At 71.4% G+C, this 26,508-nt stretch carries 27 protein-coding genes and 1 pseudogene; 18 read left to right on the top strand and 10 right to left on the bottom strand.

All coding sequences use genetic code 11. The features are described 5' to 3' along the window. Positions 1-4 precede the first annotated feature (4 nt). The 4 genes from EDF19_RS04050 to purS are packed head-to-tail and all read right to left on the bottom strand — an operon-like array spanning position 5 to position 4,326. The gene (locus tag EDF19_RS04050; protein ID WP_123679598.1) at positions 5-925 is read right to left on the bottom strand and encodes a 2-hydroxyacid dehydrogenase; all 921 of its coding nucleotides are present in this window, start codon (positions 923-925) and stop codon (positions 5-7) included. Between the two features lie 16 nt (positions 926-941). After that, positions 942-3,323: a phosphoribosylformylglycinamidine synthase subunit PurL gene (purL, locus tag EDF19_RS04045; RefSeq protein WP_260216908.1), complete on the bottom strand. Its 2,382-nt coding sequence runs from the start codon at positions 3,321-3,323 to the stop codon at positions 942-944. A gap of 35 nt (positions 3,324-3,358) precedes the next feature. Further along, the gene (purQ, locus tag EDF19_RS04040) at positions 3,359-4,054 is read right to left on the bottom strand and encodes a phosphoribosylformylglycinamidine synthase subunit PurQ (RefSeq protein WP_123679934.1); all 696 of its coding nucleotides are present in this window, start codon (positions 4,052-4,054) and stop codon (positions 3,359-3,361) included. A 5-nt stretch (positions 4,055-4,059) separates the two neighbouring features. Then, positions 4,060-4,326: a phosphoribosylformylglycinamidine synthase subunit PurS gene (gene purS / locus EDF19_RS04035; RefSeq protein WP_123679596.1), complete on the bottom strand. Its 267-nt coding sequence runs from the start codon at positions 4,324-4,326 to the stop codon at positions 4,060-4,062. Positions 4,327-4,512: 186 nt separating this feature from the next. On the opposite strand from purS, the gene EDF19_RS04030 reads away from it, so the two are divergent. Together EDF19_RS04030 and EDF19_RS04025 are read left to right on the top strand one after the other, a co-directional pair. Further along, on the top strand, positions 4,513-5,121 hold the full coding sequence (locus EDF19_RS04030) for a PadR family transcriptional regulator (RefSeq protein WP_123679595.1): 609 nt from the start codon (positions 4,513-4,515) through the stop codon (positions 5,119-5,121). Beyond that, complete coding sequence (locus EDF19_RS04025; protein WP_123679594.1) at positions 5,118-6,668, top strand: DHA2 family efflux MFS transporter permease subunit; 1,551 nt, start codon at positions 5,118-5,120, stop codon at positions 6,666-6,668. The genes EDF19_RS04030 and EDF19_RS04025 overlap by 4 nt, the downstream gene beginning before the upstream one ends. Positions 6,669-6,766: 98 nt before the next feature. On the opposite strand, the gene EDF19_RS04020 is transcribed toward EDF19_RS04025, so the two are convergent. Then, positions 6,767-7,585, bottom strand: a complete 819-nt coding sequence (locus EDF19_RS04020; RefSeq protein WP_123679593.1) for a cytochrome c oxidase assembly protein — start codon at positions 7,583-7,585, stop codon at positions 6,767-6,769. A gap of 147 nt (positions 7,586-7,732) precedes the next feature. Then, positions 7,733-9,046, bottom strand: a complete 1,314-nt coding sequence (locus tag EDF19_RS04015) for an acyltransferase (protein ID WP_123679592.1) — start codon at positions 9,044-9,046, stop codon at positions 7,733-7,735. Between the two features lie 169 nt (positions 9,047-9,215). Here EDF19_RS04015 and EDF19_RS04010 point away from each other — a divergent pair. Beyond that, a pseudogene (locus EDF19_RS04010) lies at positions 9,216-9,656 on the top strand (Fur family transcriptional regulator); the annotation flags it as partial. A gap of 182 nt (positions 9,657-9,838) precedes the next feature. Further along, the gene (locus EDF19_RS04005) at positions 9,839-11,368 is read left to right on the top strand and encodes a catalase (RefSeq protein ID WP_123679591.1); all 1,530 of its coding nucleotides are present in this window, start codon (positions 9,839-9,841) and stop codon (positions 11,366-11,368) included. A gap of 122 nt (positions 11,369-11,490) precedes the next feature. On the opposite strand, the gene EDF19_RS04000 is transcribed toward EDF19_RS04005, so the two are convergent. Then, a complete protein-coding gene (locus EDF19_RS04000; RefSeq protein WP_123679590.1) occupies positions 11,491-12,057 on the bottom strand; it encodes a GNAT family N-acetyltransferase in 567 nt (188 codons plus the stop codon). Positions 12,058-12,160: 103 nt separating this feature from the next. Between EDF19_RS04000 and EDF19_RS03995 the strand changes: the two genes are divergently transcribed. The 7 genes from EDF19_RS03995 (at position 12,161) to EDF19_RS03960 (ending at position 17,464) form a co-directional block, all read left to right on the top strand. Further along, positions 12,161-12,445, top strand: coding sequence for a hypothetical protein (locus EDF19_RS03995; protein ID WP_123679589.1), 285 nt, complete (start codon positions 12,161-12,163; stop codon positions 12,443-12,445). 52 nt (positions 12,446-12,497) lie between these two features. Then, complete coding sequence (locus tag EDF19_RS19005) at positions 12,498-13,085, top strand: hypothetical protein (protein ID WP_185022657.1); 588 nt, start codon at positions 12,498-12,500, stop codon at positions 13,083-13,085. A 38-nt stretch (positions 13,086-13,123) separates the two neighbouring features. Further along, entirely contained in the window at positions 13,124-13,717 is a 594-nt protein-coding gene (locus EDF19_RS03980) for a hypothetical protein (RefSeq protein ID WP_123679587.1), read from the top strand. Then, positions 13,717-14,760 (top strand): peptidoglycan-binding protein, encoded by a 1,044-nt coding sequence (locus EDF19_RS03975; RefSeq protein WP_123679586.1) that lies wholly within the window; start codon positions 13,717-13,719, stop codon positions 14,758-14,760. Before EDF19_RS03980 ends, EDF19_RS03975 begins: the two co-directional genes overlap by 1 nt. After that, on the top strand, positions 14,751-15,353 hold the full coding sequence (locus tag EDF19_RS03970) for an ABC transporter ATP-binding protein (RefSeq protein ID WP_123679585.1): 603 nt from the start codon (positions 14,751-14,753) through the stop codon (positions 15,351-15,353). The genes EDF19_RS03975 and EDF19_RS03970 overlap by 10 nt, the downstream gene beginning before the upstream one ends. Continuing rightward, complete coding sequence (locus EDF19_RS03965; RefSeq protein ID WP_123679584.1) at positions 15,353-16,426, top strand: hypothetical protein; 1,074 nt, start codon at positions 15,353-15,355, stop codon at positions 16,424-16,426. The genes EDF19_RS03970 and EDF19_RS03965 overlap by 1 nt, the downstream gene beginning before the upstream one ends. 168 nt (positions 16,427-16,594) lie before the next feature. Then, positions 16,595-17,464 carry a VOC family protein gene (locus tag EDF19_RS03960; protein ID WP_123679583.1) on the top strand — a complete coding sequence of 290 codons (870 nt, stop codon included), beginning with the start codon at positions 16,595-16,597 and terminating at the stop codon, positions 17,462-17,464. A 127-nt stretch (positions 17,465-17,591) separates the two neighbouring features. Here EDF19_RS03960 and EDF19_RS03955 read toward each other — a convergent pair whose 3' ends face one another. Next, positions 17,592-18,377, bottom strand: a complete 786-nt coding sequence (locus tag EDF19_RS03955) for an SDR family oxidoreductase (protein WP_123679582.1) — start codon at positions 18,375-18,377, stop codon at positions 17,592-17,594. Between the two features lie 128 nt (positions 18,378-18,505). On the opposite strand from EDF19_RS03955, the gene EDF19_RS03950 reads away from it, so the two are divergent. From EDF19_RS03950 to EDF19_RS03935, 4 genes are all read left to right on the top strand, one after another. After that, positions 18,506-19,066: a hypothetical protein gene (locus tag EDF19_RS03950; RefSeq protein ID WP_148071024.1), complete on the top strand. Its 561-nt coding sequence runs from the start codon at positions 18,506-18,508 to the stop codon at positions 19,064-19,066. Next, on the top strand, positions 19,063-19,695 hold the full coding sequence (gene lepB, locus EDF19_RS03945) for a signal peptidase I (protein ID WP_395859456.1): 633 nt from the start codon (positions 19,063-19,065) through the stop codon (positions 19,693-19,695). The genes EDF19_RS03950 and lepB overlap by 4 nt, the downstream gene beginning before the upstream one ends. An 80-nt stretch (positions 19,696-19,775) precedes the next feature. After that, positions 19,776-20,600: an AraC family transcriptional regulator gene (locus tag EDF19_RS03940; protein ID WP_123679580.1), complete on the top strand. Its 825-nt coding sequence runs from the start codon at positions 19,776-19,778 to the stop codon at positions 20,598-20,600. 47 nt (positions 20,601-20,647) lie between these two features. Continuing rightward, on the top strand, positions 20,648-21,484 hold the full coding sequence (locus EDF19_RS03935; protein WP_123679579.1) for a helix-turn-helix domain-containing protein: 837 nt from the start codon (positions 20,648-20,650) through the stop codon (positions 21,482-21,484). 102 nt (positions 21,485-21,586) lie between these two features. Here the strand turns inward: EDF19_RS03935 and EDF19_RS03930 are convergent, their stop codons facing one another. Beyond that, entirely contained in the window at positions 21,587-22,105 is a 519-nt protein-coding gene (locus EDF19_RS03930) for a hypothetical protein (RefSeq protein ID WP_123679578.1), read from the bottom strand. 150 nt (positions 22,106-22,255) lie between these two features. On the opposite strand from EDF19_RS03930, the gene EDF19_RS03925 reads away from it, so the two are divergent. Both EDF19_RS03925 and EDF19_RS03920 read left to right on the top strand, forming a co-directional pair. Then, complete coding sequence (locus EDF19_RS03925) at positions 22,256-22,975, top strand: alpha/beta fold hydrolase (RefSeq protein ID WP_123679577.1); 720 nt, start codon at positions 22,256-22,258, stop codon at positions 22,973-22,975. Positions 22,976-23,061: 86 nt separating this feature from the next. Continuing rightward, positions 23,062-24,684 (top strand): MFS transporter, encoded by a 1,623-nt coding sequence (locus tag EDF19_RS03920; RefSeq protein ID WP_185022656.1) that lies wholly within the window; start codon positions 23,062-23,064, stop codon positions 24,682-24,684. On the opposite strand, the gene EDF19_RS19000 is transcribed toward EDF19_RS03920, so the two are convergent. Then, entirely contained in the window at positions 24,659-24,979 is a 321-nt protein-coding gene (locus EDF19_RS19000) for a hypothetical protein (protein WP_185022655.1), read from the bottom strand. The genes EDF19_RS03920 and EDF19_RS19000 overlap by 26 nt on opposite strands. A gap of 121 nt (positions 24,980-25,100) precedes the next feature. On the opposite strand from EDF19_RS19000, the gene EDF19_RS03910 reads away from it, so the two are divergent. Then, positions 25,101-26,303: a PP2C family protein-serine/threonine phosphatase gene (locus EDF19_RS03910; RefSeq protein ID WP_123679575.1), complete on the top strand. Its 1,203-nt coding sequence runs from the start codon at positions 25,101-25,103 to the stop codon at positions 26,301-26,303. Positions 26,304-26,508: the final 205 nt, after the last annotated feature.

Below are 26,508 nucleotides of genomic sequence, written 5' to 3'. Positions count from 1 at the left end.
GTCGCTAGCGCTCGATGAGGTTCTCGAACGGGCGGCCCTCGGCCAACGCGGCCACCTGACGGCGCATCAGCTCGACGGAGCGCGGGACACTGAGGTCCGTGTTGCCGCCGACGTGCGGCGTGAGGACGGTGTTCGGCGTCGTCCAGAGCGGGTGCCCCGCCGGAAGGGGCTCCGGGTCGGTGACGTCGAGCGCCGCGAACAGGCGCTCCGACTGCAGCTCGGCGACGAGGGCATCGGTGTCGACGACCTTGCCGCGCGCCACGTTCACCACGAGGGCACCGTCGGGCAGCGCCGCGAGGAGCTCCGCGTCGACCAGCCGCTCGGTCTCGTCCGTGAGCGGCGCGATGAGCACGAGGACGTCGGTCGTCGCCGCCAACTCGGGCAGCTCGCCGAACGCGTGCACGTGGCGGCCGTCCTGCTCGCGAGCGGTCCGGGCCACCACGGTGACGTCGGTGCGGAACGCCTCGAACCGGGTCGCGATCACGGAACCGATCGCGCCGTAGCCCACGACGGTCACCCGTCGGTCGGCCAGGGAACGGGTCGTGCGGGCGTCCCAGACACCGTTCGCACGGTCGGCCTGGAACTCCCCGAGCTCACGGAGCGACGTCAGCGCGAGTCCGACGGCGAGCTCGGCGGTCTCGTCGTCGTGGATCCCCCGGCCGTTCGCGAGCTGTGCGTGACCGGGCACGTGCGGGACCGCGTGCTCGTACCCGGCGCTCGGCAGCTGCAGGAGCTCGAGCGCCGGGAGGTCGTGCACGAACTGCCACCGGTGCCGCCCACCGAAGTAGAACGGCAGGAACGTGATCGCCACCTGGTCGGGGCGGTCGTACGGGGACTCGACGTCCCACACGTCCAGCTCGATGCCGTCCGGCACGGGGCCGAACCGGTCGACGAGCTCGGCGAAGGGCAGCGTGACGATCGGCATGTGGTGTCGGCCGCGCCTACGAGTCGGTGCGCGGCGAGAAGGCACCGTCGGAGTCGAGCGGCCCACGGCCGACGTACCCCTCGATGACGTCCTCGACGATCACGTCGCCGAAGCGGGACGGCAGCGTGGCGCCGTGCGTGCCGCGGAGCTCGTCGAGCGTGGCCTCGAACGCGCCCTGGACCTCGAGCGCGTTCGACGTGGCGTCGGTCACACCGATGCGCAGGACCGGGAAGCCCCGGCCGTCGCAGAGGCCCTGGAAGCGCACGTCGTCCTCGCGGCGGACGGTCACGATGACGCGACCGGTCGACTCGGAGAACAGCGCCGTCGCGGTGTCGATGCCGTCGCGGGTCTCGAGCTCGTCGAGGACCACGCGGGCGCCGATGCCGAAACGGAGCACCGACTCGGCGAGCGTCTGGCCGAGGCCACCGTCCGCAAGGTCGTGCGCGCTCGTCAGGAGCTGCTCGCCCGATGCCGCGAAGAGCAGCTCGGCGAGGGCCTTCTCATTCGCGAGGTCGACCGCCGGCGGACGCCCGCCGAGGTGCCCGTGCACGGTGCCAGCCCACGCAGAACCGTCGAGCTCGAGGCTCGTCCGGCCGAGCAGGTAGATGTTGTGGCCGTCGTCCTGCCAGCCCGACGGGACGCGCTTGGCGACGTCGTCGATGACACCGAGGACACCGACGACGGGGGTCGGGTGGATCGGGGTGGTGCCGGTCTGGTTGTAGAACGACACGTTGCCGCCGGTGACCGGGATGCCGAGCTCCATGCAGCCGTCGGCCAGGCCCTCGACCGCCTCGGAGAACTGCCACATGACCTCGGGGTTCTCCGGGGAGCCGAAGTTCAGGCAGTCGGTGACCGCGGCGGGGACGGCACCGGTGACGGCGACGTTCCGGTACGCCTCGGCCAGCGCCAGCCGTGCACCCTGCTTCGGGTCGAGCTGGCAGTAGCGGCCGTTCGCGTCGGTGGCGATCGCGACGCCGAGCCCGGTCTCCTCGTCGACGCGGATCATGCCGCCGTCGTCGGGGAAGGACAGTGCGGTGTTGCCGAGCACGTAGGTGTCGTACTGGTTGGTGACCCAGTTCTTCGACGCGAGGTTCGGCGAGCCGAGCAGGCTGAGGAACTGCGCCTTGAGCGCGGGGCCGTCGGACGGACGGTCGAGCGAGGCTGCGGTGTCGGCCTGCAGCGCGTCGATCCAGGTCGGGTAGGCGACCGGGCGGTCGTACACCGGGCCGTCGACGGCGACGGTGCGCGGGTCGACGTTCACGATCTCCTGGCCCTGCCAGTCGATGACGAGACGGCCGGTGCCGGTGACCTCGCCCAGGACGCTGGTCTCGACCTCCCACTTGCCGACCACCGCGAGGAACTCGTCGAGCTTCTCGGGGCGGACGACCGCCATCATGCGCTCCTGGCTCTCCGACATCAGGATCTCTTCGGCGGTGAGCGTGGGGTCGCGGAGCAGGACGTCGTCGAGCGAGATGTGCATGCCGCCGTCGCCGTTGGACGCCAGCTCGGACGTGGCGCACGAGATGCCCGCGGCGCCGAGGTCCTGGATGCCCTCGACCAGTTCCTTCTGGAACAGCTCGAGGCAGCACTCGATCAGGACCTTCTCGGCGAACGGGTCGCCGACCTGGACGGCGGGACGCTTGGTCGGGCCGCCCTCGGTGAACGTGTCGGACGCCAGGATCGAGGCGCCGCCGATGCCGTCGCCACCGGTGCGTGCGCCGAAGAGCACGACCTTGTTGCCGGCACCGGACGCGTTCGCCAGGTGCAGGTCCTCGTGACGGAGGACACCGACCGCGAGCGCGTTGACGAGCGGGTTGCCCTGGTACACGGAGTCGAAGTAGGTCTCGCCACCGATGTTCGGCAGGCCGAGGCAGTTGCCGTAGAACGAGATGCCGCCGACGACACCGTGCACGACGCGTGCGGTGTCCTCGTGGTCGATCGCACCGAAGCGGAGCTGGTCCATCACGGCGACGGGGCGTGCACCCATCGAGATGATGTCGCGGACGATGCCGCCGACACCGGTCGCGGCGCCCTGGTACGGCTCGACGTAGGACGGGTGGTTGTGCGACTCGACCTTGAAGGTCACCGCCCAGCCGTTGCCCACGTCGACGACACCGGCGTTCTCGCCCATGCCGACCATGAGGTTCTTCGTCATCTCCGGCGTGACCTTCTTGCCGAACTGACGGAGGTAGTTCTTCGAGGACTTGTAGGAGCAGTGCTCACTCCACATGACGGAGTACATCGCCAGCTCGCCCGAGGTGGGGCGCCGACCGAGGATCTCCTTGATGCGGGCGTACTCGTCCGGCTTGAGCCCGAGCGCGTCGTACGGCTGGTCCTTGTCGGGGGTGGCCGCCGCGTCCTGCACGGTGTCGGGCTTCGGGCGCACGTAAGTCGTCACGGTGTTGTCGTTCCCTGTCACTGGAGTCGCGGTCGTCACTTGACGAGCGTCGACTCGATCACGGAGGTGAAGAAGGTGAGGCCGTCCGTGCCGGAGGCCATGGCGGCGGCGGTGTCCGGGCCGAAGCCGGGCTCCGTCGCGTGCTCGGGGTGCGGCATCAGGCCGACGACGTTGCCGCGCTCGTTCGAGACGCCGGCGATGTCGTCGATCGACCCGTTCGGGTTCACGCCGACGTAGCGGAACACGACCTGGCCGTTGTCCTCGATGCGCTTGATCTCGTCGGCGTCGGCGACGAACCGGCCGTCGGCGTTCTTCAGCGGGATCGTGATCTCCTGCTGCGCTGTGAACCCGGAGGTCCAGGCGGTCGAGGTGGTCTCGACGCGGAGCTTCTGGTCGCGCCGGATGAACTGCTGGTGCGCGTTGCGGGTGTGTGCGCCGGGAACCAGCCGGGCCTCGGCCAGCATCTGGAAGCCGTTGCAGATGCCGAGCACGGGCATGCCCTTGCCGGCAGCGTCGATGACCTCGGCCATGATCGGCGCCTTCGCGGCGATCGCACCGGCGCGCAGGTAGTCGCCGTACGAGAACCCGCCGGGCAGCACGATGGCGTCGACGCCCTGCAGGTCGTGGTCGCCGTGCCAGAGCGCGACGGGGTCGGCTCCGGCGAGACGCACGGCGCGCTGGGCGTCGCGGTCGTCGAGCGAGCCGGGGAACGTGATGACGCCGATCTTCAACGCGCTCACTGGCCTTCGACTTGACCCGGGACGACACTCACGGAGACGACGTCCTCGATGACCGCGTTCGAGAAGACGTCGGCGGCGATGTCGCGGACCTCGGCCAGCTTGGCGTCGTCGACGGGGCCGTCGACGGTCACCTCGAAGCGCTTGCCGATGCGGACGTTGGTCAGGTCGGCCTTGCCGAGGCGGGCGAGGGCGTTGCCCACGGCCTTCCCCTGGGGGTCGAGGATCTCGGCCTTGGGCATGACCTCGACGACGATCGTTGGCACGTGTTCTCTCCAGCACTTCAGGGGTGGGGGGACGCGACCAGTCTACGGGGCGCGTGCGACACGCCGGGACCGGTCCGGGCCTCCTGTGGAGAACCGTGCTGTGCGCTTGCTCATGCCTCTTCCAACCCGTATATTCCAAGTCGAATAGTCCGCCTGGAACACCCGATCTCGACCCTGGAGGCACGGATGACGTCGCTCACGCCGCTCGCGTTCGCCGCGCTCGGGCTCCTCAACGAGGGGCCGTCGCACCCCTACGAGATGTTCCAGACGATGATCCACCGCAAGGACGACCGGCACGTCAAAGTCCGTCCCGGCACGCTGTACCACCAGGTCGGACGGCTCACCGAGCTCGGCTTCGCCGAGGTCGTCGGCACCGACCGGGACGGCAACCGGCCCGAGCGGACGACGTACGCGATCACCGACGCCGGTCGCGACGCGCTCGCCGAGGGGCTGCGCCGGATGGTGGCGGTCCCGGCAGAGGAGTACCCGGAGTTCCACCTCGCGCTCGCCGAGCTCGAGAACCTCCCGGTGCCCGAGGCGGTCGATGCCGTCCGGGTCCGTGTGGCCGCACTGTCGGAGGAACTCGCGTTCTACGACGAGTCGCTGGCGGCGATGCGGACGAAGGGCCTGGCCGAGCGCTACCGGCTCGACGTGTCGTACGTCCGTGCGATGCTCGCGACACAGATCGAGTGGCTCTCCGCCACGGCCGACCGGATCGCGAGCGGCGACATCCCCTGGGACGGTCCGGCCGTCCCCACAGACATCACCCTGAACAGCAAGGAACCCACTCGATGACCACCGTCACGCCTCCGCGGACGACCGAGAAGAAGCCGTGGCCCGCCCTCTGGGCGCTCGTCGTCGGCTTCTTCATGATCCTCGTCGACTCGACCATCGTGTCCGTCGCCACCCCCACCATCGCCCAGAAGCTCGACGCGGACATCAACTCCGTGATCTGGGTGACGAGCGCCTACCTCCTCGCCTACGCGGTGCCGCTCCTCATCACGGGCCGGCTCGGTGACCGCTTCGGCCCGAAGGTCATGTACCAGATCGGCCTCGTGGTCTTCACGCTCGCCAGCCTCTGGTGCGGCCTGTCCGGCTCGATCGAGATGCTCATCGTCGCCCGCGTCGTGCAGGGCCTCGGCGCCGCGATGATGAGCCCGCAGACGATGTCCGTCATCACGCGCATCTTCCCGCCGCAGAACCGCGGCGCAGCGATGGGCCTCTGGGGCGCCGTCGCCGGTGTCGCGTCGCTCGTCGGCCCGATCGTCGGCGGCCTGCTCGTCGACGGCTTCGGCTGGGAGTGGATCTTCTTCGTGAACGTCCCCGTCGGTGTCGTCGCGTTCGTGCTCGCGCAGCGCTTCGTGCCGTCGTTCGAGCGTCACGGGCACCGCTTCGACTACCTGGGCATCTTCCTGTCCGCAGCGGGCCTGTTCCTGCTCGTCTTCGGCATCCAAGAGGGCGAGACCTACGACTGGGGCACCATCACCGGTCCGATCTCGGTCTGGTCGCTCATCATCGTCGGCCTCGTCGTGCTCGCCGGCTTCGTGGTGTGGCAGGGCGTGCAGAAGGGCGAGCCGCTGCTGCCGCTCGGCCTGTTCAAGGACCGCAACTTCACGCTGGCCAACGTCGCCATCACGGCCGTCGGTGTCGCCATCGCCTCGTTCGCGCTGCCGATCATGCTCTGGGCGCAGGACGTGCTCAGCTTCTCGCCCACCCAGGCTGCGCTGCTCCTGGTGCCGCAGGCCGTGCTGTCCGCCGGTCTCGCACCGCTGGTCGGCAAGAACCTCAATCGGTGGAACCCGCGCTGGGTCGCCGCGTTCGGTCTCGCCTGCTTCTCGGCCGGGCTGTTCTGGTTCGGTGGCCTGCTCACCTCGGGCGCCGACTGGGGCTGGGTGCTCCTGCCGAGCGCGCTCCTCGGCATCGCCAACGCCTGCATGTGGGGTCCGCTGTCGGTCTCGGCGACGCGCAACCTGCCGCCGAAGCTGGCCGGTGCCGGCTCGGGCGTCTACAACACCACCCGTCAGATCGGTGCGGTCCTGGGCTCGGCCGGCATCGCCGCGCTGATGGAGGCACGGATCACGGCCAACTTCCCGGCCTCGACCGGCGGGGTCTCCGCCGGTGGTGCCGAGCAGCAGGTCGGTTCGCTGCCGTCCTTCCTGCTCGAGCCCTTCTCGACGGCCATGGGGCAGTCGCTGTTCCTGCCGGCGATCGTGCTCATCGCCGCGATCGTGGCGGCGCTGTTCCTGGCGAAGCCGAAGCAGACCGTGGCGTGGCAGCAGACGGGTTCCGTCACGACGCAGCCCGACGCCGCCGGGGCTCCCGCCGAGGCCTCCGCGAAGTAGCACCAGCGCGCACTTCGTGAGCAGAAATGGTCGGGTCGCCTGCGGGCACCCGACCATTTCTGCTCACGAAGCGCCCCGCGCAGACGCCCGCGCGCACCTCATCCGCGGCGCTGCAGGTGCGCCCGCGTCAGCTCGTCCATCTCCTCGTCGGTCAGGGCGTCGACCGCCCGGGCCTCGCGGCGGTCCGTCCGCTGCCACCGGATGAAGAGCGAGATGAGCACGGGGATGTCCGCGACCTCGGCGATGAACCACAGTAGGTCGCCCGCCAGGTGCTGGTCGCGCAGCGGTGAGGGGAACCACGGCTGCCCGACCGCCTGCACGACCGACCCGTCGAGCACGTGGTTCGTGATCCGCAACACGATGCCCGGTACCGCGTCGATCATCAGCTCCACGAACGCGAGCAGGAACTCCGCGGTGACGAACGTCGACGAGCGGAGCACCCCGGGTTCGGACAGCGGCGCGAGCAGCCCGAACCCGAGCACCGGCAGCGTCACCGTGATGACGACGGCCCAGACGGGGGACTCCCGGATCGTGGCCGAGAGTGGAGTGAGCAGCAGGCCGAACAGCACGAGGGCGACCAGCGGTGCGACGATCGCGTTGCCGAGCAGACGCACTGGACGTGAGCGCATGAGGGCGTCGGCGGTCTGCGCGAGGTGATCCGGGCCTCCTGTCCGGAGCAACGAGACGGGCGCACCGAGCGCGGCGAAGGTGGGGACCGCGAAGAAGAGCAGCGCGGACCGCAGCACGAACGCCCAACGCAACTGCTGGTCGTACACGCCGACGATGCCGAACTGCAGGATGCCGAACAGCACCAGTGCGGCGAGGAACGCGAGGGCGCGCCACCACGGCCACCGGGTGCCCCGTCGTGCCGCGCCGACCACCCACCAGCCGTAGGCGACCGCGGCGACGACGATCATCGCGGCCGACAGGGGATCGAACCGCCAGATGCTCCAGAACTCGGGTGTCGACGGCGTCGGGTGCCTCCTGGGGATGGTCTGGTGCCATCCTCTGCCCGGCGCGTGTGCCCGCGCAGGCCGGAGCGACCCCGCTCGGTGAGAACCGGTTCAGATGCGCGTGACGCCCCTGGCCGGGACGGTCCGTGACAGCAGCCACACGCCGACCGGGACGGCGACGGCCCCGACGACGGCGACCCCGAGCGACAGGTGCAGCTGCATCACGAGGAACGCCGGACCGATCGTGCAGACCGCCGCGACGGCTATGACGGTCCACGACGGACGGTCGGCGGACGGCAGCAACCGGGGGAGCGGGCGGTCGGACGACCGCAGCGCACGGGCGACGCCGAGCGCGACGGTGAGCAGCACGACGACCGCGACCACGCGCGATGCCCACCACCCACCGGAGCCCGGCGTCGGGAACGGCACGCCCACGAGCAGGGCCACACCGTTCAGCGCGATGAAGAGGGGCAGGTGCCACAGGTAGATCGTCATGCCGTCCCGGCCGAGCACGAACACCGCGCCGAGCGCCGTGCGGGTGCGCATCAGGCGGGTGAGCGGTGCGTGCACGAGCTGGACCAGGCAGGCCTGCGCGATCGCGAGGAACGCCAGCGGGAGCATCGGCGGGTTGAGGTCCTGCAGCATGTCCGGTGCCCACAGCCCGATCGAGGTCATCGGGACGAGCACGGCGTAGGCGGCGACGGCCACCGCGAGCATGAGCGCCTTCGACCGGCGTGCGAACCAGCCGTCGGCCCAGAGGAACCCGAGCTGCTGCGCGAAGAGCCACACCGGCCCGAGGTTGAGCAGCCCGACCTCGGCGACGCCGGTGGCCAGACGAACCGCGTCGACCACGCCGGCGAGCACCAGCAGCACGCCGAGGGTCGCCCACGGCGCCCGCTCGTGCAGGCGCATCATGACGGGCACGCAGCACTGGGTGATGCCGTACGCGGCGAGGAACCAGAGGGGCGAGCCGATGCCGAACGCGACCTCGGCCAGGAGCTCCGGCGGCGTGCCGGCGGCCGTGGCGACACCGAGCCCGATCGTCAGGAACACGAACAGCGGGACCGCCGGTCGGAACAGCCGCACGAGCCGGGTGGCCACGAAGTCGCGGGCCGGGCTGGGCGTTCCGCGGGCGACGGTGCTGCGCCAACCGACCGCGCTCGCGAAGCCGCCGACCACGAAGAAGAGGGGCATCACCTGGCCGACCCAGGTCGCGGCGACGTACCACGGGAGCTCCTGCAGCGGGCTGGTCACCCGCACCCCCTGGTCATCGGCGGCGACGCCGACCATCGTGACGTGCACGATGACGACGAGGACGACGCAGGCCGTCCGGATGAGGTCGACGACCAGGTCCCGCTTCGCGATGATCCCCCGGACGTCCGATGCGCTGTTCGTCTGCTCGGGCAGACCCTGGTGCGTGGACATGACCGGACGCTAGCGCGCGGAACGGTCGGTCCAGCGTTGTCCCAGGTGATCGCGACCGGATCGTGACACTTCGTATTCCGGCTGCGGCATACGTCTCGCGGTCTCCACGTGGTGGCGGCTCGTGTACAGTGGACACGTTGTCTTGAATCCTGCAAAAGAAAGGCTCAGCATGGACGTCGACGCCGATCTGCTCCGCGCCTCTGGGCTGCGGGTCACGACACCACGCCTCGCGGTCCTCCGCGCCACCGAGTCGATGCCCCACGCCACCGCCGACGACATCGTCACCGCGCTCACCGCGGAGCTGCCGACGACCAGTCACCAGGCGGTCTACGGCGTGCTCGCGGCGCTGACCGGCGTCGGACTCGTGCGCCGGATCGAGCCGGCAGGCAGCCCCGCGCGGTACGAGCGACGGACCGGGGACAACCACCACCACATCGTCTGCACGCTGTGCGGCGCGATCGAGGACGTCGACTGCGCGGTCGGGCACTCGCCCTGCCTGACGCCGTCCGATGCGCACGGCTTCGCGGTCACCACGGCCGAGGTCACCTACTGGGGCATCTGCGAGCAGTGCGCCGCGGCCGAGCGCGACGACGCAGACGCGGCGGCCCCCGGCGCGGACGCGGCGGCCTCCGGCGCGGACGCGAGCGTCCCAGGCGCGTCGGCCACCGACGCAGCCGCGCCCACCGCGAGCGTCCCCGACGCCGAGGCGCCCGAGGCGCCCGACGCCCCGCGCGTCCCCTGAACCACCCGAGCACCCCTGACCGAACCAACCGTTCCACGCAAGGAGGAACCGTGTCCGACCAGAACACGACGACCGGCCAGCCGGCCGGCACCCCCACCACCACGACCAACTCCGGCGCCCCCGTCTCGAGCGACCAGCACTCCATGGGTGTCGGCGCCGACGGGCCCCTCGCCCTGCACGACCACTACCTGGTCGAGAAGCTCGCCCAGTTCAACCGCGAGCGCGTCCCGGAGCGGGTCGTCCACGCGAAGGGCGGCGGTGCCTTCGGTACCTTCACCGTCACGCAGGACATCAGCAAGTACACCCGCGCTGCGTTCCTGCAGCCGGGTCAGCAGACCGAGATGCTCACGCGTTTCTCCAGCGTCGCCGGCGAGCAGGGTTCGCCCGACACGTGGCGCGACCCCCGCGGCTTCGCGCTGAAGTTCTACACGTCCGAGGGCAACTACGACCTCGTCGGCAACAACACCCCGGTGTTCTTCATCCGCGACGGCATCAAGTTCCCCGACTTCATCCGTTCGCAGAAGCGCCTGCCCGGCTCGCACCTGCGCGACCACGACATGCAGTGGGACTTCTGGACCCTGTCGCCCGAGTCCGCACACCAGGTCACGTGGCTGATGGGTGACCGCGGCCTGCCGGCCTCGTGGCGCGAGATGGACGGCTTCGGCTCGCACACCTACCAGTGGATCAACGCCGAGGGCGAGCGCTTCTGGGCCAAGTACCACTTCCTCACGGAGCAGGGCCACAAGACCCTGACCCAGGAGGACGCCGACCGCATCGCGGGTGAGGACGCGGACTTCCACATCCGTGACCTGCACGCTGCGATCGAGCGCGGTGACCACCCGCGCTGGACGCTCAAGGTGCAGATCATGCCCTACGCGGACGCCGAGACGTACCGCTTCAACCCGTTCGACCTGACGAAGGTGTGGCCGCACGCGGACTACCCGCTCATCGAGGTCGGCACGATGGAGCTCAACCGCAACCCGGAGAACTACTTCGCCGAGATCGAGCAGGCGACCTTCGCCCCGTCGAACTTCGTGCCCGGCATCGCGGCGAGCCCCGACAAGATGCTGCTCGCGCGCATCTTCAGCTACGCGGACGCGCACCGTTACCGCGTCGGCACGAACCACGCGCAGCTGCCGGTGAACGCCCCGAAGAACGAGGTGCACTCGTACTCGAAGGACGGCGCGATGCGCTTCGACTTCCAGAAGTCCGAGGTGCCCGTCTACGCCCCGAACTCCCTCGGTGGTGCGCACGCCGACCCTGCCGCGACCGACGACGTGCCCGGTTGGGAGTCCGACGGTGCGCTGCAGCGTTCCGCCGCGACCCTCCACCCGGAGGACGACGACTTCGGTCAGGCCGGCACGATGGTCCGCGAGGTCCTCGACGACGCCGCCCGCGAGCGCCTGGTCGGCAACATCGCCGGTCACGTCTCGAAGGTGACGCGCGACGACCTGCGCGAGCGCGTGTTCGCGTACTGGACGAACGTCGACGCCGACCTCGGCGCGCGCGTGCGCGCGGCCGTCGTGCCGAGCGCCCCGGGATCCAACGAGGACCCGGAGACGGTTGCGGTCGAGGCGTAGCCCAGCCAGCGCAGGGGCGTAGCCCAGCCAGCGCAGGGGCGTGAGCCCCGGTCCACCACTTGACGGACGGGAGGCGCGGTGCCAGCTGGCACCGCGCCTCCCGTCCGTCGGTCGGTCGCTCGCTAGACCTGTTGGCCGTTGAGCCAGATCGGTCCGGCGGGCCAGTCCTCGAGCTGTTCGGTCACCGGCAGGACCATCCAGCCGCCCTGGTCGGTCATCGGCAGGCCGGCGCCCTCAGCTGTGAAGGCCGTGTAGTCGGTGACGACGTCGTCGAACACGTGCCAGCCGAGCTTCGCGTAGAAGGGGACGCGGTTCTCGCCTGCGCCGAGGAAGCCGTACGGCACCGCGAGGCCCTCGAGCACCGCGTGCGCGCGCTCCATCAGCTCGCGGCCCCTGCCCGTTCCCTGCAGTCGCGGGGAGACGGCGACCAGGCCGGTGTCGCCGACCAGGACGTCACGCCCACCGACCGTGATGAACATGCGGCGGATGCCGACGTGTGCCAGGACGACGCCGTCCTGGTCGCGGGCGAGCACCCGGCGCTCCGGCTGCATCCCCGCCCAACTGCGGCCGCCCACGTACCAGTGCGACCAGTCCGGGAACGCCTGCGCCAGCAGTGCAGCGATCGCCTCGTGGTCGGGGAGTGAGAGGGTGCTCTCCTCGAGCACCTCCCACCGGATGTCTTCAGTCATCGGTCCATCCTGCCGGGTCGTGCTGGGCTGGGTTGCGCGGGCGCTCTCGTCTTCGATACGTTAACGGTGATACACGAGTATCGGGTGGACGAAGGGGAGATCGATGTCGATCAAGAACGTGTTGTTGGGGATGACCGTGTTTGCGATCGTCGGCGCCGGAGGGGTCGCGGTCGACACGGTGACGGCGACGGATGCCAGCGCAGCGACCTGCTGGCGTCAGGTCACCCAGAGCAAGGGCAAGTACGACTCCGGATGCCCCAAGGCTCAGCACTTCAACCGTTTGAAGAGCGGGACCCTCAAATGGGGGAACGTGGTCGGTGGGAACCGGTGGTCGTACGAAGCCGCCTGCTGGACGAACATCGCGCAGTACGGCATGGTCAGGGCCTGACCCGGTGGTGCGGAGTCACTTGCGAGCAGCGGTGCCCGCGGCCGTGGTGATCGTGGGCGTGCTCGCCGGCTGCGCCCAAGTCGACGCTCAAGCCGGTGCCGGTGCCGGTGCCGGTGCCGGTGCCGGTGCCGTCGACGAGGCGGCCTTCGCGGCTGCCGGGCCGTGGTCCACTGAGTTCGCCGAGTCGGCCGTCGAGGCGAGTCAGTACCAGCGGCGCGTCCTGTCCGACGGAGTGATCTCTGCGCAGGAGCTCGCAGAGGCACAATCGCGCACGCGGGTCTGCATGCGGAACTTCGGGTACGACTACGTGTCCGCCGAGGACGGTACATCGGAAGCGTCCCCGCTCCCGGGGAGGAAAGCCGCCGATGCGGAGGCCGTCAACGAAGTCATGTCGAAGTGCGCGAGTCGGTTCAGCAGTGAGGTGACGTACCTGTTCAACGAGATCCGCAGGAACCCCGAGAAGCAGGACGAGGTGGAGATCACCGTCGCGTGCCTCCGGGAAGCCGGGCTCGTCGACGCTTCGTACACCGAGCGCAGGTGGCGTGCTGAGAACGAGGACGGGACCTTCTCGTTCTCCGAGTGGGATGCGGCAGCTGTGCAGTGTCGCCTGGATCCCCTCGGGCTCTGGAGGGCGCAGTGACGAGCGCAAGGCCCACGGCACCGCGCCCACTCGCGTGGGTGGGACTGCTCGGTGCTGCGGCGCTCTTCCTGGCGGGCTGCACCAACGACAGCGTCCCCGCGAAACAGTCGACGGGGAAGGCGACGGCATCGCTCGAGGCGGCGGGGCCGCGGGCCGATGCCTTCCGAGACGCAGTCGACTCCGATGTCTCCGACTTCGAGGCACGGATCCTCTCCGACGGTCGCGTGACTCCGCAGGAACTCGAGTCAGCGCATGAGCAGGTGCGTCGGTGCCTGGCGGACTCGGGGCTCGGGATCGAGTACGACCCGGACGGTGGATTCTCGCTCCCGGCGCTCGACGGCGAGTACCCCGACGACTTCTTCGAGAACTCGGATCCGATCCTTCGTGCAGGCGAGAAGCGATTCGACGAGTACGTCACGTTCCTGTTCGAGGAGACCCGCCGGAATCCCCAGAAGCTCGATGACGCCAAGATCACGGTCGCCTGTCTCCGCGGAGCCGGCCTCGTGGGTGCCGACTACACCGAGCGGCAGTGGCGGAAGGACTACGACGCGGACACGCTGCCGTTCGGGGACTTCGACGAGGCGTGGACTGCCTGTCGGCTCGACCCGCTCGGCCTCTGGCGGGAAGGCTGATGCGATGGCCATCGGGGACGCTCGTGGGGCTCGGCGTGCTGGTCGTCGCAGCCGGAGTGGCGGCGGGCGTGGTCGTCGCGCTGCCCATTGAGCCACCCGCTGCGCTGGCGACCGCGACGCCGGCCAGCACCGTGCGGGCAACCGAGCGCACCGACGCCGATGAACGGCAGGTGCAACTCACGCTCGACGCCGGGTCACCGCGTGCCGTCGTGACCACGAGGACGGGCACGGTGACCGCCTCGTCCTGTTCGACGGGCGGCGTGCTCCGGAGCGGTGACGTCGCCGCGCGCATCGACGGTGCGCCGGTGGTCGCGCTCGCCTCCGGGGTGCCGCTCTGGCGCGACCTCGAGCTCGACGACCGCGGCGACGACGTGTCCGGGCTGCAGCAGGAGCTGACCCGACTCGGCGCCGGGCTCTCCGTCGACGGCATCCTCGGTCGTGGGACCCTCCGAGCCGCGCAGCAGTTCCTGGTCGACCGCGGCGTGCCGCGGACGGATCTGCTGCAGGACGGCATCCCGCGTGACGCCTTCAGCTGGCTGCCGGCCGCCGAGAGCACCGTGCAGACCTGCGCCGCCGTGGTGGGTGCTCCGGTCGGAGCCGACGGTGTGCTGGCCGAGCTGCCGGCGGAACTCCGAGGTGCCCGGATCGATGCCACGCCGGTTGATCCCGCACCCGGCGACCGCGTCCTTCGCGTGGGCAGCGCCGAGGTGCCGATCGATGCGCACGGCGTGGTCTCGTCCACGGAGACGCTCGCCGAAGTCGCCGCACTGCCCGAGTACGCGGTGACGGTTGGTTCCGCCGACGGGGCCCCGACACTGCCGGCCGCCTGGTCGCTCCGGCACCCCCGAGTCGTCCACGTGCTCCCGCCGACCGCACTCTTCGCCGTCACCGGTGGTCGGGCCTGCGTCCAACCGACGAGCGGCGGACCGATCCGGGTCGAGGTGCTCGGCTCGGAGCTCGGACAGGCGTTCGTCCGTCCCGTCGACGGCCGGACCCTCGACCGGGTGCGGGCGACCCCGGACCCCGGTCGCCCGTGCCGGTGACGCTCGAGGGCGTTGGACACGTCTGGCCGAACGGCACTGTGCTGTTCGACCTGGTCGACCGCACCTTCGGCGAGGGCACCGTCACCGCGCTGGTCGGACCGAGCGGATCCGGCAAGTCGACCCTGCTCGCGATCGTCGCTGGGATGCTCCGCCCGACCCACGGCACGGTGTCGCGCCCCGACGGCTGTCGGCCGCTGTGGGTGTTCCAGAACCCGCACGGCGTGGCCCGTCGCCGCGCGCTCGACCACGTCGCGCTGCCGTTGCTCGCGCGTGGAGCGGACCGACGTTCCGCGGACGTCGGTGCGCTGGCCGTGCTCGGCAGGTTCGGGCTCGAGCACCGAGCGCATGCGCGGTTCGCCGAACTCTCCGGTGGCGAAGCGCAGCGGCTCATGCTGGCCCGCGGCATCGCGAGTGCTCCGGGTCTCATGCTCGTCGACGAACCGACTGCGCAGCTCGACCGCGCCACGGCAGACGAGGTCAACCGGGCCATCGGTTCGCTGGCGGACTCGGGTGCGTGCGTGATCGTCGCCACCCACGACGACGACACGATGGCGGCTTGTGACGACGTGCTCGACCTCGGGCGTCATCGCTGATGCGTCCCACCGAGGTACTCCGTGAGGCCTGGCGCGACGTCGTGTCCGGAGCAGCACGGGCGGCCGCGAGCGCTCTGGTCGTCGCGGTGCTGCTGGGCGGTGTCGTCGGACTGCGTGCCGCGGCGCTCGCCGACGACGTGCGTGCCGCAGCGACCTGGGTGGCGAGTGGCGCCGCGACGACGATCCAACGAGCACCCGGCCGGATCGACGGACGAGCCTGCGACGCGCTCGCCGGGTCCGAGGGGGTCCTCGCGTCGGGAGCGCTCCGTCGGCTCGACGACGGCTCCGATCCCGCTGCGCTGCCGGGGTCCGCGGTCCCGACGTACGAGGTCACGGCCGGCCTGCCCGCGGCGCTCGACGTCACTGGGCGGACGCGTGTCCCCGGAGTCCTCGCGTCGTCGGCGGTCGCGGATGCACTCGGCCTCGCGCCGGGTGACCCGTTCGTGACGGTCGACGGCGGCACATCGGTCGCCGGTGTCTACGCGTACCCGGACGACGGGCGCGACCCGGACCTCGAGTACGCGGTGCTCGCCCCGGCGCTCGACGACGGTGCACTGTTCGACGCCTGCTGGGTGACGGTCTGGCCCGAGCGCGAGGACACGGGGTCGATGCTCCGCCGGACCCTCTCGGCGAGTACCGGCGCAGAGGACGAGGAACGCCCGACCCTCGGCCAGCTCAACCCGAGGCTGGGGGAGACCTTCGCCCCGACCGCACCGCCGTCGCTGCTGGCGTCGTCGGGTGTGGCGTTCGCACTGGGCCTGGCCGTCGGGGGCGCGGCGGTCGGGAGGCGCCGGCTCGCACTCGCGTCGGACCTGCACGTCGGGGTGCCGCGGAGTGCGCAGCTGCTCGGCGTGCTGCTGCAGCACCTGGTCTGGGGATCGGTCGGGGCCGTGGTCGCGACGACCGTCGCGGTGGTGCTCGTGCGAGGCCTCGGTGTCGACGACGCAGGGCCGATCGTGCGTGAGGCGATCGCGATCGCCTCCCTCGGGCTCGTGGGCGCGCTGCTCGGTGGGGTGCTCGCCGCAGCCGCGATCCGCGAGCGCGCGCTGCACCGCTACTTCCGCTCCCGCTGAACGACCGGCGGCGATGGCGCTGGTGTCGCTCCGCCGGCCGTCTCGACCCCGTTTTCGCGCTGAGCGACACATTCCGGGCACGGGGCCGCGAAAAGTGTCGCCCAGCGCGAAAACTCGGCACTGACCGGTTTAGTTGACGCGTCAACCAAATGCGCGCACACTGGTGCCATGCACACGCAGGACCTCCTCGCCGCCGACACCGGGATGGGCGCCGTCACGCTCCGGGTCGCGAACCTCGACCGGATGATCGGCTACTACACCGAGGGTGTCCGGCTCTCGCTCCTGTCGAACGAGGGTGGCGTCGCAGTGCTCGGTCGAGGCGCCACCCCGATCGTGATCCTCGAGCACACACCGTCGATGCAGCACGCCGGCGCGCACGAGGCCGGGTTGTTCCACACCGCGATCCTCTTCGACACGAAGGCCGACCTGGCGGCTGCGCTCTACTCGGTCGCGACGAAGTACCCGCAGACCTTCACCGGCAGCGCCGATCACCTGGTCAGCTTCGCGTTCTACTTCACCGACCCGGAGGGCAACGGCGTCGAGCTCTACTGGGACCGGGACCGCACCCAGTGGTCGTGGACGCACGGCATGGTCGACATGGACACGAAGTACGTCGACCCGAACGCGTTCCTGCAGGAGCACCTGACACAAGAAGCCCTCGACACCGCAGCCGGCCGCCCGGGCAAGGTCGGCCACGTGCACCTGTCCGTCGGCGACGTCGCCACCGCGCGGGAGTTCTACGTCGACAAGCTCGGCTTCGCGACCACCGCGGGGTGGGGCGAGGCGCTGTTCGTCAGCGCCGGCGGGTACCACCACCACATGGCGATGAACACCTGGAACTCCCGCGGGGCCGGCCGGCGGCAGCTCGCCCTCGGCCTCGGACTCGTGCGCATCGAGGTGCCGGGGATCGACGACCTCGGCGCCCTGACCGAACGGATGCGGCACGGCGGACTCGACCTCGCCGACGACGGTCGGACCGTGGCGTTCGAGGACCCGTGGGCGAACCGCATCGAGGTGACCGCGCCCGGTCGCGGCTGACACCGGCGCGCCGCAATTCGCGCTGAGCGACAGTTCACGCGGCGCCGCTCGCGAGAACTGTCGCTGACGCCGAAACTCCGCAGCGCACCCACGCACGCGCCGCAGCGCAGCGCACGCACGCACGCGCTCAGGCGCTGTTCGAGATCCCGCCGTCCGACTTCAGCAGCTGCCCGTTGACCCAGCCGCCCTGCGCCGAGCAGAGGAACCCGACCAGGGCCGCGGTGTCCGACGGGCGTCCGAGCCGCCCGAGCGGGGTCGCCTCGACCGCCCAGCCCTTGACCTCGTCCGACATCCACCCGGTGTCGTTCGGCCCCGGGTTGACGACGTTCGCGCTGACGCCCAGGCTGCCGAGCTCCTTGGCCGCCCCGAACACGATCCGGTCGAGCGCGCCCTTCGACGCCCCGTACGGCAGGTTGAACGCGACGTGGTCGCTGGTCAGCGCGACGATGCGGCGTCGGTCGCGGGGTGCGGCGTCGCCGGCGCGTTCGAGCGCGGCCGCGTAGGACTGCACGAGCAGGAACGGTGCGCGGGCGTTCACGGCGAAGTGCCGGTCCCAGGACTCGAGCGTCGTGGTCCGGAAGTCCGAGTCCACCGACTCGCAGTGCGACATCACCAGCGCGGTGACGGGCGCGCCCGCTTCCGTCTCGGCGCGGCCGACGAGTGCGGCCGCCTGCGCCGGGTCCTCCAGGTCGACCGGGAGGCGCGTCACCCGTGCACCCACCGACTCGCACTCCTGGATGACGGATTCGATCCCGTCGGGGTCCGCGCCACCGCTCACGCGGTCGTCGTACGGGCCCCACCACGAGATGGCCAGGTCCCAGCCGTCGGTCGCCAGCCGTGTGGCGAGCGCCGCGCCGATCCCGGCTCTGCGGCCCACACCGGTCACCAACGCGAGGGGTCGTGCGGACGTCATTCGAGCCTCCTGTCCGACGCTCCGTCGCGCCGATCGTGACCCAGTCTGCCGGAACCGACCACCCGTGTGACCCATCGCACTCGGTGTCCTGTCGGCGTGGCCGTCCCGGCGAGGGCCAAGATGGAGGGATGCCACGCACACGACGACCGCCGGTCCCGGGGCGCCCACAGCGGGGCGGCCGTCCGGACCCGCGGGACTTCCCGCTCGAGCAGATGCGCGAGCGGATGTCGTCGTACATCTACGGCAACATCACCGTGCTCGCCGTCGCGATCGCCGTGAACCCCGAGCAGATCCGCCACGGTGCCGCCGTGCTGACGGTCCTCGCGACCGCGGTGCTGACCTACCTCGCGCACGTCCTGTCGAACATCGTCGCGCACGGCTTCGGCGACGACGGCGACGATGCGGAGCACCGCGAGACGGTGTCGGCGATCGTCCGCAACGCGAACCCGATAGCGACCTCCGGGCTCATCCCCGCGGTCCTGTACGCGGCGGCGTGGATCGGCTGGCTCCCGGCGGAGTGGGCGCAGATCGCCGCCACCGTCATCCTGGTCGTGCGCATCGGCATGGTCGGCGTCTTCATGCAGCGGTTCAGTGGCAAGAAGCCCTCGTTCATCGGGCTGTGGGGCGGCATCGTGCTCGCCGCGGTGGCCTTCGTGATCGGGTTCGTGAAGGTGGTGCTGACGCATTGAGTGACATCGACATCGACGGTGGCTCCGGTCCGGAGCCGAAGCGCGCCGGCTGGAAGTTCCTCCGCGACCTGGCGATCATCGTCATCGCCGCGCTCCTGGCGTCCTTCCTCGTGAAGGCGTACCTGGTCCGCTCGTTCTACATCCCGTCGGCGTCGATGGAGAACACGCTCCTGATCGGCGACCGGGTGCTCGTCAACGAACTCGTTCCCGGGCTCGTCCACGTGCAGCGCGGTGACGTCGTGGTGTTCGAGGACCCGGGCGGGTGGCTCGGCCCCGCCCAGGGGAACGACCTCATCAAGCGGGTCATCGGCCTGCCCGGCGACGAGGTGTCGTGCTGCGACACGTCCGGCCGGTTGTCCGTCAACGGCCATGCGGTGGACGAGCCCTACGTGCGGCTCCAGCCCGGGTCCGACCGGGTCGCGGGGACCGACTTCGAGATCACCGTGCCGAAGGGGCAGCTCTGGGTGATGGGCGACAACCGCTACAACTCGGCCGACTCGCGCGTGCACGGCACCGTGCCGCTCGACGACGTGGTGGGGCGTGCGTTCGTCACGACCTGGCCGGTGTCCCGCTGGACGGTGCTCTCGCGCTACGCCGACGACTGGGACGCGGTGCCGGACCCGTCCTGACCGGTGTCGCGCCGCCGGTGCGGTAGCGTTCCGATTCCTGCGCGGGACGATCCGGCGCAGCAGCGGAGCGGAGGTTCGTCGTGACGACCTCGGACGCGCCCGACGAGTACCAGTCCGGCGGCGACGACGACCTCATGATCCGGCGGATCCGTGCGGGCGGGCCGCGGTCCGGCACCATCGGGCCCCGTCCGGACCACGTCGTCTTCTGGCTCGCGGACGGCCGTGCCCGGCTGACCGACGACGACGGTGGGACGTGGGACGTCGGTCCCGAGCGCCCGGTGATGCTGTCCGCGCCGGTGGCGTACGGGTTCGAGACGGACGCCACTGCGATGACCCTCGTGCACCTGTCACCGTCGTTGCTCGGGGACGCCGACGAACCGTGGGAGTTCCGGCAGCCCGACGAGGGGGACCCCGCGACCGAGCCGCTCCGTGCGTTGCTGCGCGACGTCGCCGGCCGCGTCCTCGACCCGGCGCTGCCCGACGACGAGCGCGCCTCCTTGAACCGGCGGATCGCCACGGTCGTGCTGTCGACGTTCACCCGCACCCGGTCCGACGTGGCGCACCGGATGCGTCGGGCCATCCGCTTCGTGCACGAGCACGCCGGCGACCCGATCACCGTCGCTGACGTCGCCGATGCCTGCGGCCTCAGTGCGCGCGGGCTGCAGGACCTGTTCCGCCGGCGGCTCGCGGTCACACCCGTGCAGTACCTCCGCGAGGTCCGGCTCGACCGCGTGCACCTGGTGCTGCGGGCCTCCCGCGCGGGCAGCACCACGGTGGGTGAGGTCGCTCGGCGGTGGCAGTTCGCGCACCTCGGGCGCTTCGCGGCGAACTACCGGGCGCGGTTCGGCGAGAGCCCGCACGAGACGGTCGCGCGGGCGGGCAGATCGGTGCGACGCGCGGGCTGAGAACGCTGGTTCTCGCTTTGTCTGCGGTTTCCGGCTAGCGTTCTCCCGTGGACGCACGACGGTCGGAGCTGGGGCAGTACCTCCGCGCGCGCCGAGCACTCGTCCAGCCCGAGGACGTCGGCCTCACGCGGGATCCGGGACGACGCGTCGACGGGCTCCGACGAGAAGAGGTCGCACGGATCGCCGGCATCAGCGCCGAGTACTACCTGCGGCTCGAGCGCGGCCGTGATCACCAGCCCTCCGACCAGGTCCTCGCCGCCCTGGCCCGGGCGCTCCAGCTCGACGACGAGGCAGGCGGCTACCTGCGACGGCTCGCGCATGCCGAGCGGAACCGCCCGACGGGGACCACCGCGCCGGGCGTCGACGACTCGGTCCGCGACCTGCTCGCCCACTGGGCGCACACCCCGGCGTTCGTGATGGACCGCAACCAGGACATCATCCTGTCGAACGCCCTCGCGAGCGCGCTCGGCCCCGGGTACATGGAACCCGGCGCGAACCTCGTGCTGCAGATCTTCTCCGAGGCCTCGCGGCAACACGCGGCCGACTGGGAGCGGACCGCGTACCGGGTCGTCGCGGCGCTCCGCCTGCACGCCGAGCCCGACGACCCGCGGCTGCAGGAGATCGTCGGGACCCTGACCCTGCAGGACCCCGACTTCGCACGGATCTGGGCGCGGCACGACGTCGCCGTCCAGCGCACCGGGGTCTCCCGGCACCACATCGACCCGATCGGCTGGGTGGAGTTCCGGTGGCAGAACCTGGTCGTCCCGGGGAGTGGCCACGTCCTCGTCACCTTCTGGGCGGAACCCGGTACGCCCGCGGCCGCCGCGGTCGCGTTCCTCGCCGCACAGGTCCGGCACGGGACGGCCCAGGCCTCGGAGATCTGACGGGCCGACGGGCCGACGGGCCGACGGGCCGACGGGCCGACGGGGCGACGGGCCGACCGAGCGACCGGGCGACCGGGCGACCGGGCGTCCAAGCGCTGGACGTCAGAGCGCGCGGCGCAGGGCCTCCAGACGTTCCGCGGTGTCGGCGTCCGCCGAGCTCCAGACGACGAGCACGTGCTCGAGGTCCTCCGGCCGTCGGACGTGCTCCCAGCGGAGGACCAGTCGCCCCACCAACGGGTTCTCGACGGTCGTCGTGCCCTCCGTCGGAGCCCGTCCGGCTCCGGCTGCCCACTCGAGCGCGAACGCGTTGCTCCGCGCCATCAGCTCGCCGAGGAGCGCCCGGAACCGCCCGTCCTCGTCGTGCTGGTCGAGCGAGTCCCGGAGTGCCGCCGCCGTCCGGTGCGCCTCCGACTCCCAGCCCTCGACGGAGTCCTCCACGTAGGGGTTCAGGAACGTGAACCGTGCGAGGTTCGTCCCGACGGTGAGCGACGCCGACACGGCTCCGGCGATCGCGTTCGCGGCGACCACGTCGAGGTGTCGGTCGAAGGCGATCGCGGGCTCGGTGCGTGCGTCCACGAACCGCTGGGCCGACGTCGTCGTCGGGCCGTGCTGGTCGTCCATGCACCCCACGCTAGCCGTCGGGCACGCGCACGAAGGGGGTCCCCACAGGGACAGGACGGACAGGCGGTCGCGGTCGTACCGTGACGACGCCGGACACCACGTCCGGCACCGCTTCCGTCCGCTTCCGCTCTCGACCCCCAGGAGGCCTCTGTGGCCCGTCCCACCATCGTCCTCGTCCACGGCGCGTTCGCCGACGCCGCCAGCTGGGCGCCCGTCACCCGCGAGCTCCTCGACCGTGGCCACACCGTCGTCGTGCCGCCGGTCTACAACCGCAGCCTCGCCGAGGACGCCGCATCGATCCGTGCCGTCGCCGAGCACATCGAGGGCCCCGTGGTCCTCGCCGGGCACTCGTACGGCGGCGCCGTGATCACCGTCGCCGGCGCGGCGGAGAACGTCGTCGGCCTCGTCTACGTCGCCGGCTACGTCCTCGACGAGGGCGAGAGCCTCGGACAGCTGCAGGGCGGCTTCCCGGACTCGGACCTCGCCGAGAACCTCGTCTACACGCCGTACCCGATCGCGGGTGCCGAAGACGGCACGGACGTCTCCGTGAAGATCGACGCGTTCCCCGCGGTGTTCGCCGGCGGGCTGGACCTGCGCGTCGCCGAGGTCCTCGCCGTGTCCCAGCGTCCGCTGTCCGGTGCCGCGTTCGGCGAGCCCGCGTCGGTCGCCGCGTGGAAGACGACGCCCGCCTGGGCGATCGTGTCCTCGGAGGACCACACCATCAACCCCGACGTCGAGCGCTTCGGGTACACCCGCGCCGGCATCGAGGACGTGACGGAGCTGCCCGCCCCGCACCTGGTCATGCAGACCCACCCGTCCGAGGTCGCCGACGTGATCGAGCGCGCGGTCGCCGCCACCGGCACGGCCTGACGCGACCACCTGCCTGGAGGCACGGTGCGCGTCCGACGCGCACCGTGCCTCCAGGCAGTCCCCCGTTCCCACCCCGAGGAGGCGACGTGACCACCGAGCGCACGACCACGACACCCCGCGGCGGCGCGCTCGCGCCGCTCGCGATCCCGGTGTTCCGTGCCCTGTGGATCGCGGTGCTCGTCAGCAACATCGGCAGCTGGATGCAGACGGTGGGGGCGCAGTGGCTCCTCGTCGACGAGCACGCCGCGCCCGTGGTGATCGCCCTCGTCCAGACGGCGTCGAGCCTGCCGGTCCTGCTGATCGGGATCCCGGCCGGGGTGATCGGCGAGTTCGTCGACCGACGGCGGCTGCTCATCGGCGTGCAGGCGTTCCAGGTGGTCGTCGGGCTCGCGATGACCGTGCTGACCGCGACGGGGCAGATGACGCCGGCGCTGCTGCTCACCGTCACCTTCCTGCTCGGCACCGCCTCGGCCCTGCAGCTGCCGGCCTACCAGGCGCTCGTCCCGGAGATCGTGCCGCGGGCGATGATCACCGATGCCGCAGCGTTGAGCTCGGTCGGCGTCAACGTCGCGCGCGCGATCGGCCCGGCGCTCGCCGGCGTCGTGATCGCGCAGCTCGGGGTCCCGTTCGTCTTCGCCGCGAACGCGGTCTCCTTCGCGCTGTTCCTCGTGGTCCTCGTCGCCTGGCGCGGGTACCGACGTCCGGAGACCCGGGCGGAACCGTTCATCGACGCCACCCGCGCTGGTCTCCGGTACGTGCTGCACGCCGGGGTCGTCCGGCGGCTGCTCCTGCAGCTCGCGGCGTTCATGGTGCCGGCGAACGCGCTGTGGGCACTGCTGCCGCTGGTGGCCTCCGGGCCGCTCGGGTTGTCCTCCGGCGGGTACGGGCTGCTCCTCGCAGCCGTCGGCATCGGGTCCGTCGGCGGCGCGTTCGTCATGCCCGCGATCCGGACGCGACTCGGCATCGGTCGCACTGTCGGGACCGCATCGGTCGTGTTCGGCCTGTCCACCGTCGTCGTGGCCATCGTCCCGGTGCTCGCCGTGGTCCTCGTCGCACTGGTCGTCGGCGGCGTCGCCTGGATCGGGGTGGTGACGACGCTCAACGGCACGGTGCAGGCCTTCCTGCCCGCCTGGGTGCGGGCGCGCGGACTCGCGACGTACCAACTCGTCCTGTTCGGCAGCACCGCGATCGGTGCGGCACTCGCCGGCATCATCGCCACGCCCCTCGGGGTCGTCGGGGTGCTCGCCGGCGCCGGGGCACTGACCGCCCTCAGCGCGCTGCTGGTGGCCGTGTCGGCGTTCCCCGTCCTCACCGACCGGCAGCGAGCGGTCGCACCGATGCCGCTCGGGGACGTCGCATTCGTGCCGGACGACCACACCGCAGCCACCGGGGAGACCCTCGTGCTCGTGCACTGGACCGTCCCGCCGGACCACGTCGACGCGTTCCGGGCGGCCGCCGTGCTGCTCGGGCACAGCCGTCGACGGACCGGGGCGCGGGACTGGAACCTCTACGTCGACACCGCGGCCGGACCGGACGCGTGGGTCGAGGCGTTCCGCGTCGGGTCGTGGCAGGAGCACGTCGACCAGCACGAGGTCCGGCAGACCGGGGACGACGCCAGGATGCTCGACGCCGTGCGCGCCGTGGCGGGGGAGCCCCGCGTGGAGCACCTGGTGGCGCCCGGGGTCAGCAGCCCGTCGTCGTCAGGGTGACCGTCGCGACCCGCTCGTTCGTGACCGTGGTCTGCTGCGTGCACAGCTCGTTCGCACGGATCGTGACCTCGCCGAGCGGGACCCCGGCGAAGTCCGCCGTGCCGCCGGGGAACACGCGCTGGTGCTCGGAGAGCTTGCCGGTGGAGGCGAAGACCTTGACCTCGTAGGGGTGGTCGGCGGCGCTGCTCGACACCGTCACCGAGACCTGGCCGGTGGAGTCGTGGGCACCGCACCCCGTCAGGAGCAGCAGGGCCGCGCCGCCGAGGGCGAGCACGGGGGCGAGACGACGGGACACGTGTCCAGGGTAGTCCGGCCGGGGTGGTGGACCGTTCGCGACGGGGTGGCCCGCCTACTGGGGGCACGGGTCCTCCGATGTGGGGACGTGCCTTGTCCGGTAGGCGCGTTAGCGTGGAGTCATGCACTCGGAGCCAGCGACGACCGTCCCCGTCACCGCGGCGCCGGATGCGGTCCGCCGCGCCGCGCTCCTCGCCGCACTCGACGTCGTCGAGGGCGGTGCCGAGGAACGCTTCGAGCGGATCACCCGGATCGCGCGCGAGGCCTTCGGCGTCACCGGCTCCTTCCTCAACCTGGCCGGCGAGTCCGAGCTGTTCATCAAGTCGCAGCAGATCGACGAGCCGCTGGCGCAGATCGCCCAGCTCGAGGACACCTTCTGCGGCCGGACGCTCCGAGCCCCCGGCCCCGTGCTGATCCCCGACGCACGCTCCGACGAGCGGTACGCCGACCTCCCGGCCGTCACCGGGGCGCCCCACGTGCGCTTCTACGCCGGGGTCCCGCTGCGCGTCGGCGAGGACGCCCTCAAGGTCGGCACGCTCTGCCTCATCGACCAGCAGCCCCGCACACTCGAGCCCGACGACCTCGCGCTGCTCGAGGAGCTCGGCGTCTGGGCGGAGCGCGAACTCGCCGCCGGTGCCGACGAGGACCGCCTGCGCGCCGTGCTCGCCGGCCTCGAACCCGCCGCGGTCGAAGTGCCCGGGTACCGCATCGCCGGCATGTCCGTGCCGCACGGCGTCGTCTCCGGTGACCTCCACGACTGGCACCTGGCCGGCGACGCCTTGCACCTCACCGTCGCGGACGTGATGGGCAAGGGCATGTCCGCCGGGCTCCTCGCCGCGAACATCCGCGGCGCACTCCTCGCACGGGGCGACCTGGCACCGGACGTCGCCGTCGCCGAGCTCGAGGCGCAGGTCGCGCCGGAGCTCAGCCGTGCCGAGTCCTTCGCGACGATGTTCCACGGCCGCCTCGCACCGGCCACCGGGCGCCTCGACTTCACCGACGCCGGCCACGGACTCGTCCTGCAGCTCCGCGATGACGGTGCCGAGCGGATCCTGCGGTCGTCCGACCTGCCGATCGGCCTGCACCCGACCGGGCTGCCGCGCACGTCGGGGTCGCTCGTGCTGCGGCCGGGCGACGTCCTCGTGGTGGTCAGCGACGGGGCGCTCGAGCTCTGGGACTCCACGCTCGCGGCGCTGTCCGAGCTCGGGGCGCTCTACCGGCAGTCGCCGGACATCGCCACGTTCCTGCAGCGGGTGCGGGCGCGTGCGGTCGAGCACGACCCGGGCGACGACCTGACCGTCGTCGTCATCGCGCGCGACGCCTGACGCGCGCGGGTCCTGGCGCGCGCCCGGCCGGTCGGTCGGTCGGTCACGTTCTGTCGGTCACGTTCGGTCGGTCACGTTCTGTCGGCTGTGGTGGCCCGCCGAGTGGTCACAACACGCCGCCGGAGTTCCGCCGAGGTGTCACGAAGTGTCGGCTGGCGGGGCTCCGGGCGACAGTTCGTGACCGCTCGCCGAACGTGAGCGGCGG

Source organism: Curtobacterium sp. PhB115, assembly GCF_003752025.1.
GTDB lineage: Bacteria > Actinomycetota > Actinomycetes > Actinomycetales > Microbacteriaceae > Curtobacterium.
The sequence above is the reverse complement of the archived record's forward strand: the minus strand, read 5'-3'. Positions and strand labels throughout refer to the sequence as shown.

What these genes read in the sequence shown, in the direction of transcription:
- EDF19_RS04050 (WP_123679598.1), bottom strand. Translation starts at nt 925, where the DNA reads ATGCCGATCGTCACGCTGCCCTTCGCCGAGCTCGTCGACCGGTTCGGC.
- EDF19_RS04030 (WP_123679595.1), top strand. Translation starts at nt 4,513, where the DNA reads ATGACGTCGCTCACGCCGCTCGCGTTCGCCGCGCTCGGGCTCCTCAAC.
- EDF19_RS04025 (WP_123679594.1), top strand. Translation starts at nt 5,118, where the DNA reads ATGACCACCGTCACGCCTCCGCGGACGACCGAGAAGAAGCCGTGGCCC.
- EDF19_RS04020 (WP_123679593.1), bottom strand. Translation starts at nt 7,585, where the DNA reads ATGATCGTCGTCGCCGCGGTCGCCTACGGCTGGTGGGTGGTCGGCGCG.
- EDF19_RS04015 (WP_123679592.1), bottom strand. Translation starts at nt 9,046, where the DNA reads ATGTCCACGCACCAGGGTCTGCCCGAGCAGACGAACAGCGCATCGGAC.
- EDF19_RS04000 (WP_123679590.1), bottom strand. Translation starts at nt 12,057, where the DNA reads ATGACTGAAGACATCCGGTGGGAGGTGCTCGAGGAGAGCACCCTCTCA.
- EDF19_RS03995 (WP_123679589.1), top strand. Translation starts at nt 12,161, where the DNA reads ATGTCGATCAAGAACGTGTTGTTGGGGATGACCGTGTTTGCGATCGTC.
- EDF19_RS03975 (WP_123679586.1), top strand. Translation starts at nt 13,717, where the DNA reads ATGCGATGGCCATCGGGGACGCTCGTGGGGCTCGGCGTGCTGGTCGTC.
- EDF19_RS03965 (WP_123679584.1), top strand. Translation starts at nt 15,353, where the DNA reads ATGCGTCCCACCGAGGTACTCCGTGAGGCCTGGCGCGACGTCGTGTCC.
- EDF19_RS03960 (WP_123679583.1), top strand. Translation starts at nt 16,595, where the DNA reads ATGCACACGCAGGACCTCCTCGCCGCCGACACCGGGATGGGCGCCGTC.
- EDF19_RS03955 (WP_123679582.1), bottom strand. Translation starts at nt 18,377, where the DNA reads ATGACGTCCGCACGACCCCTCGCGTTGGTGACCGGTGTGGGCCGCAGA.
- EDF19_RS03950 (WP_148071024.1), top strand. Translation starts at nt 18,506, where the DNA reads ATGCCACGCACACGACGACCGCCGGTCCCGGGGCGCCCACAGCGGGGC.
- EDF19_RS03930 (WP_123679578.1), bottom strand. Translation starts at nt 22,105, where the DNA reads ATGGACGACCAGCACGGCCCGACGACGACGTCGGCCCAGCGGTTCGTG.
- EDF19_RS03910 (WP_123679575.1), top strand. Translation starts at nt 25,101, where the DNA reads ATGCACTCGGAGCCAGCGACGACCGTCCCCGTCACCGCGGCGCCGGAT.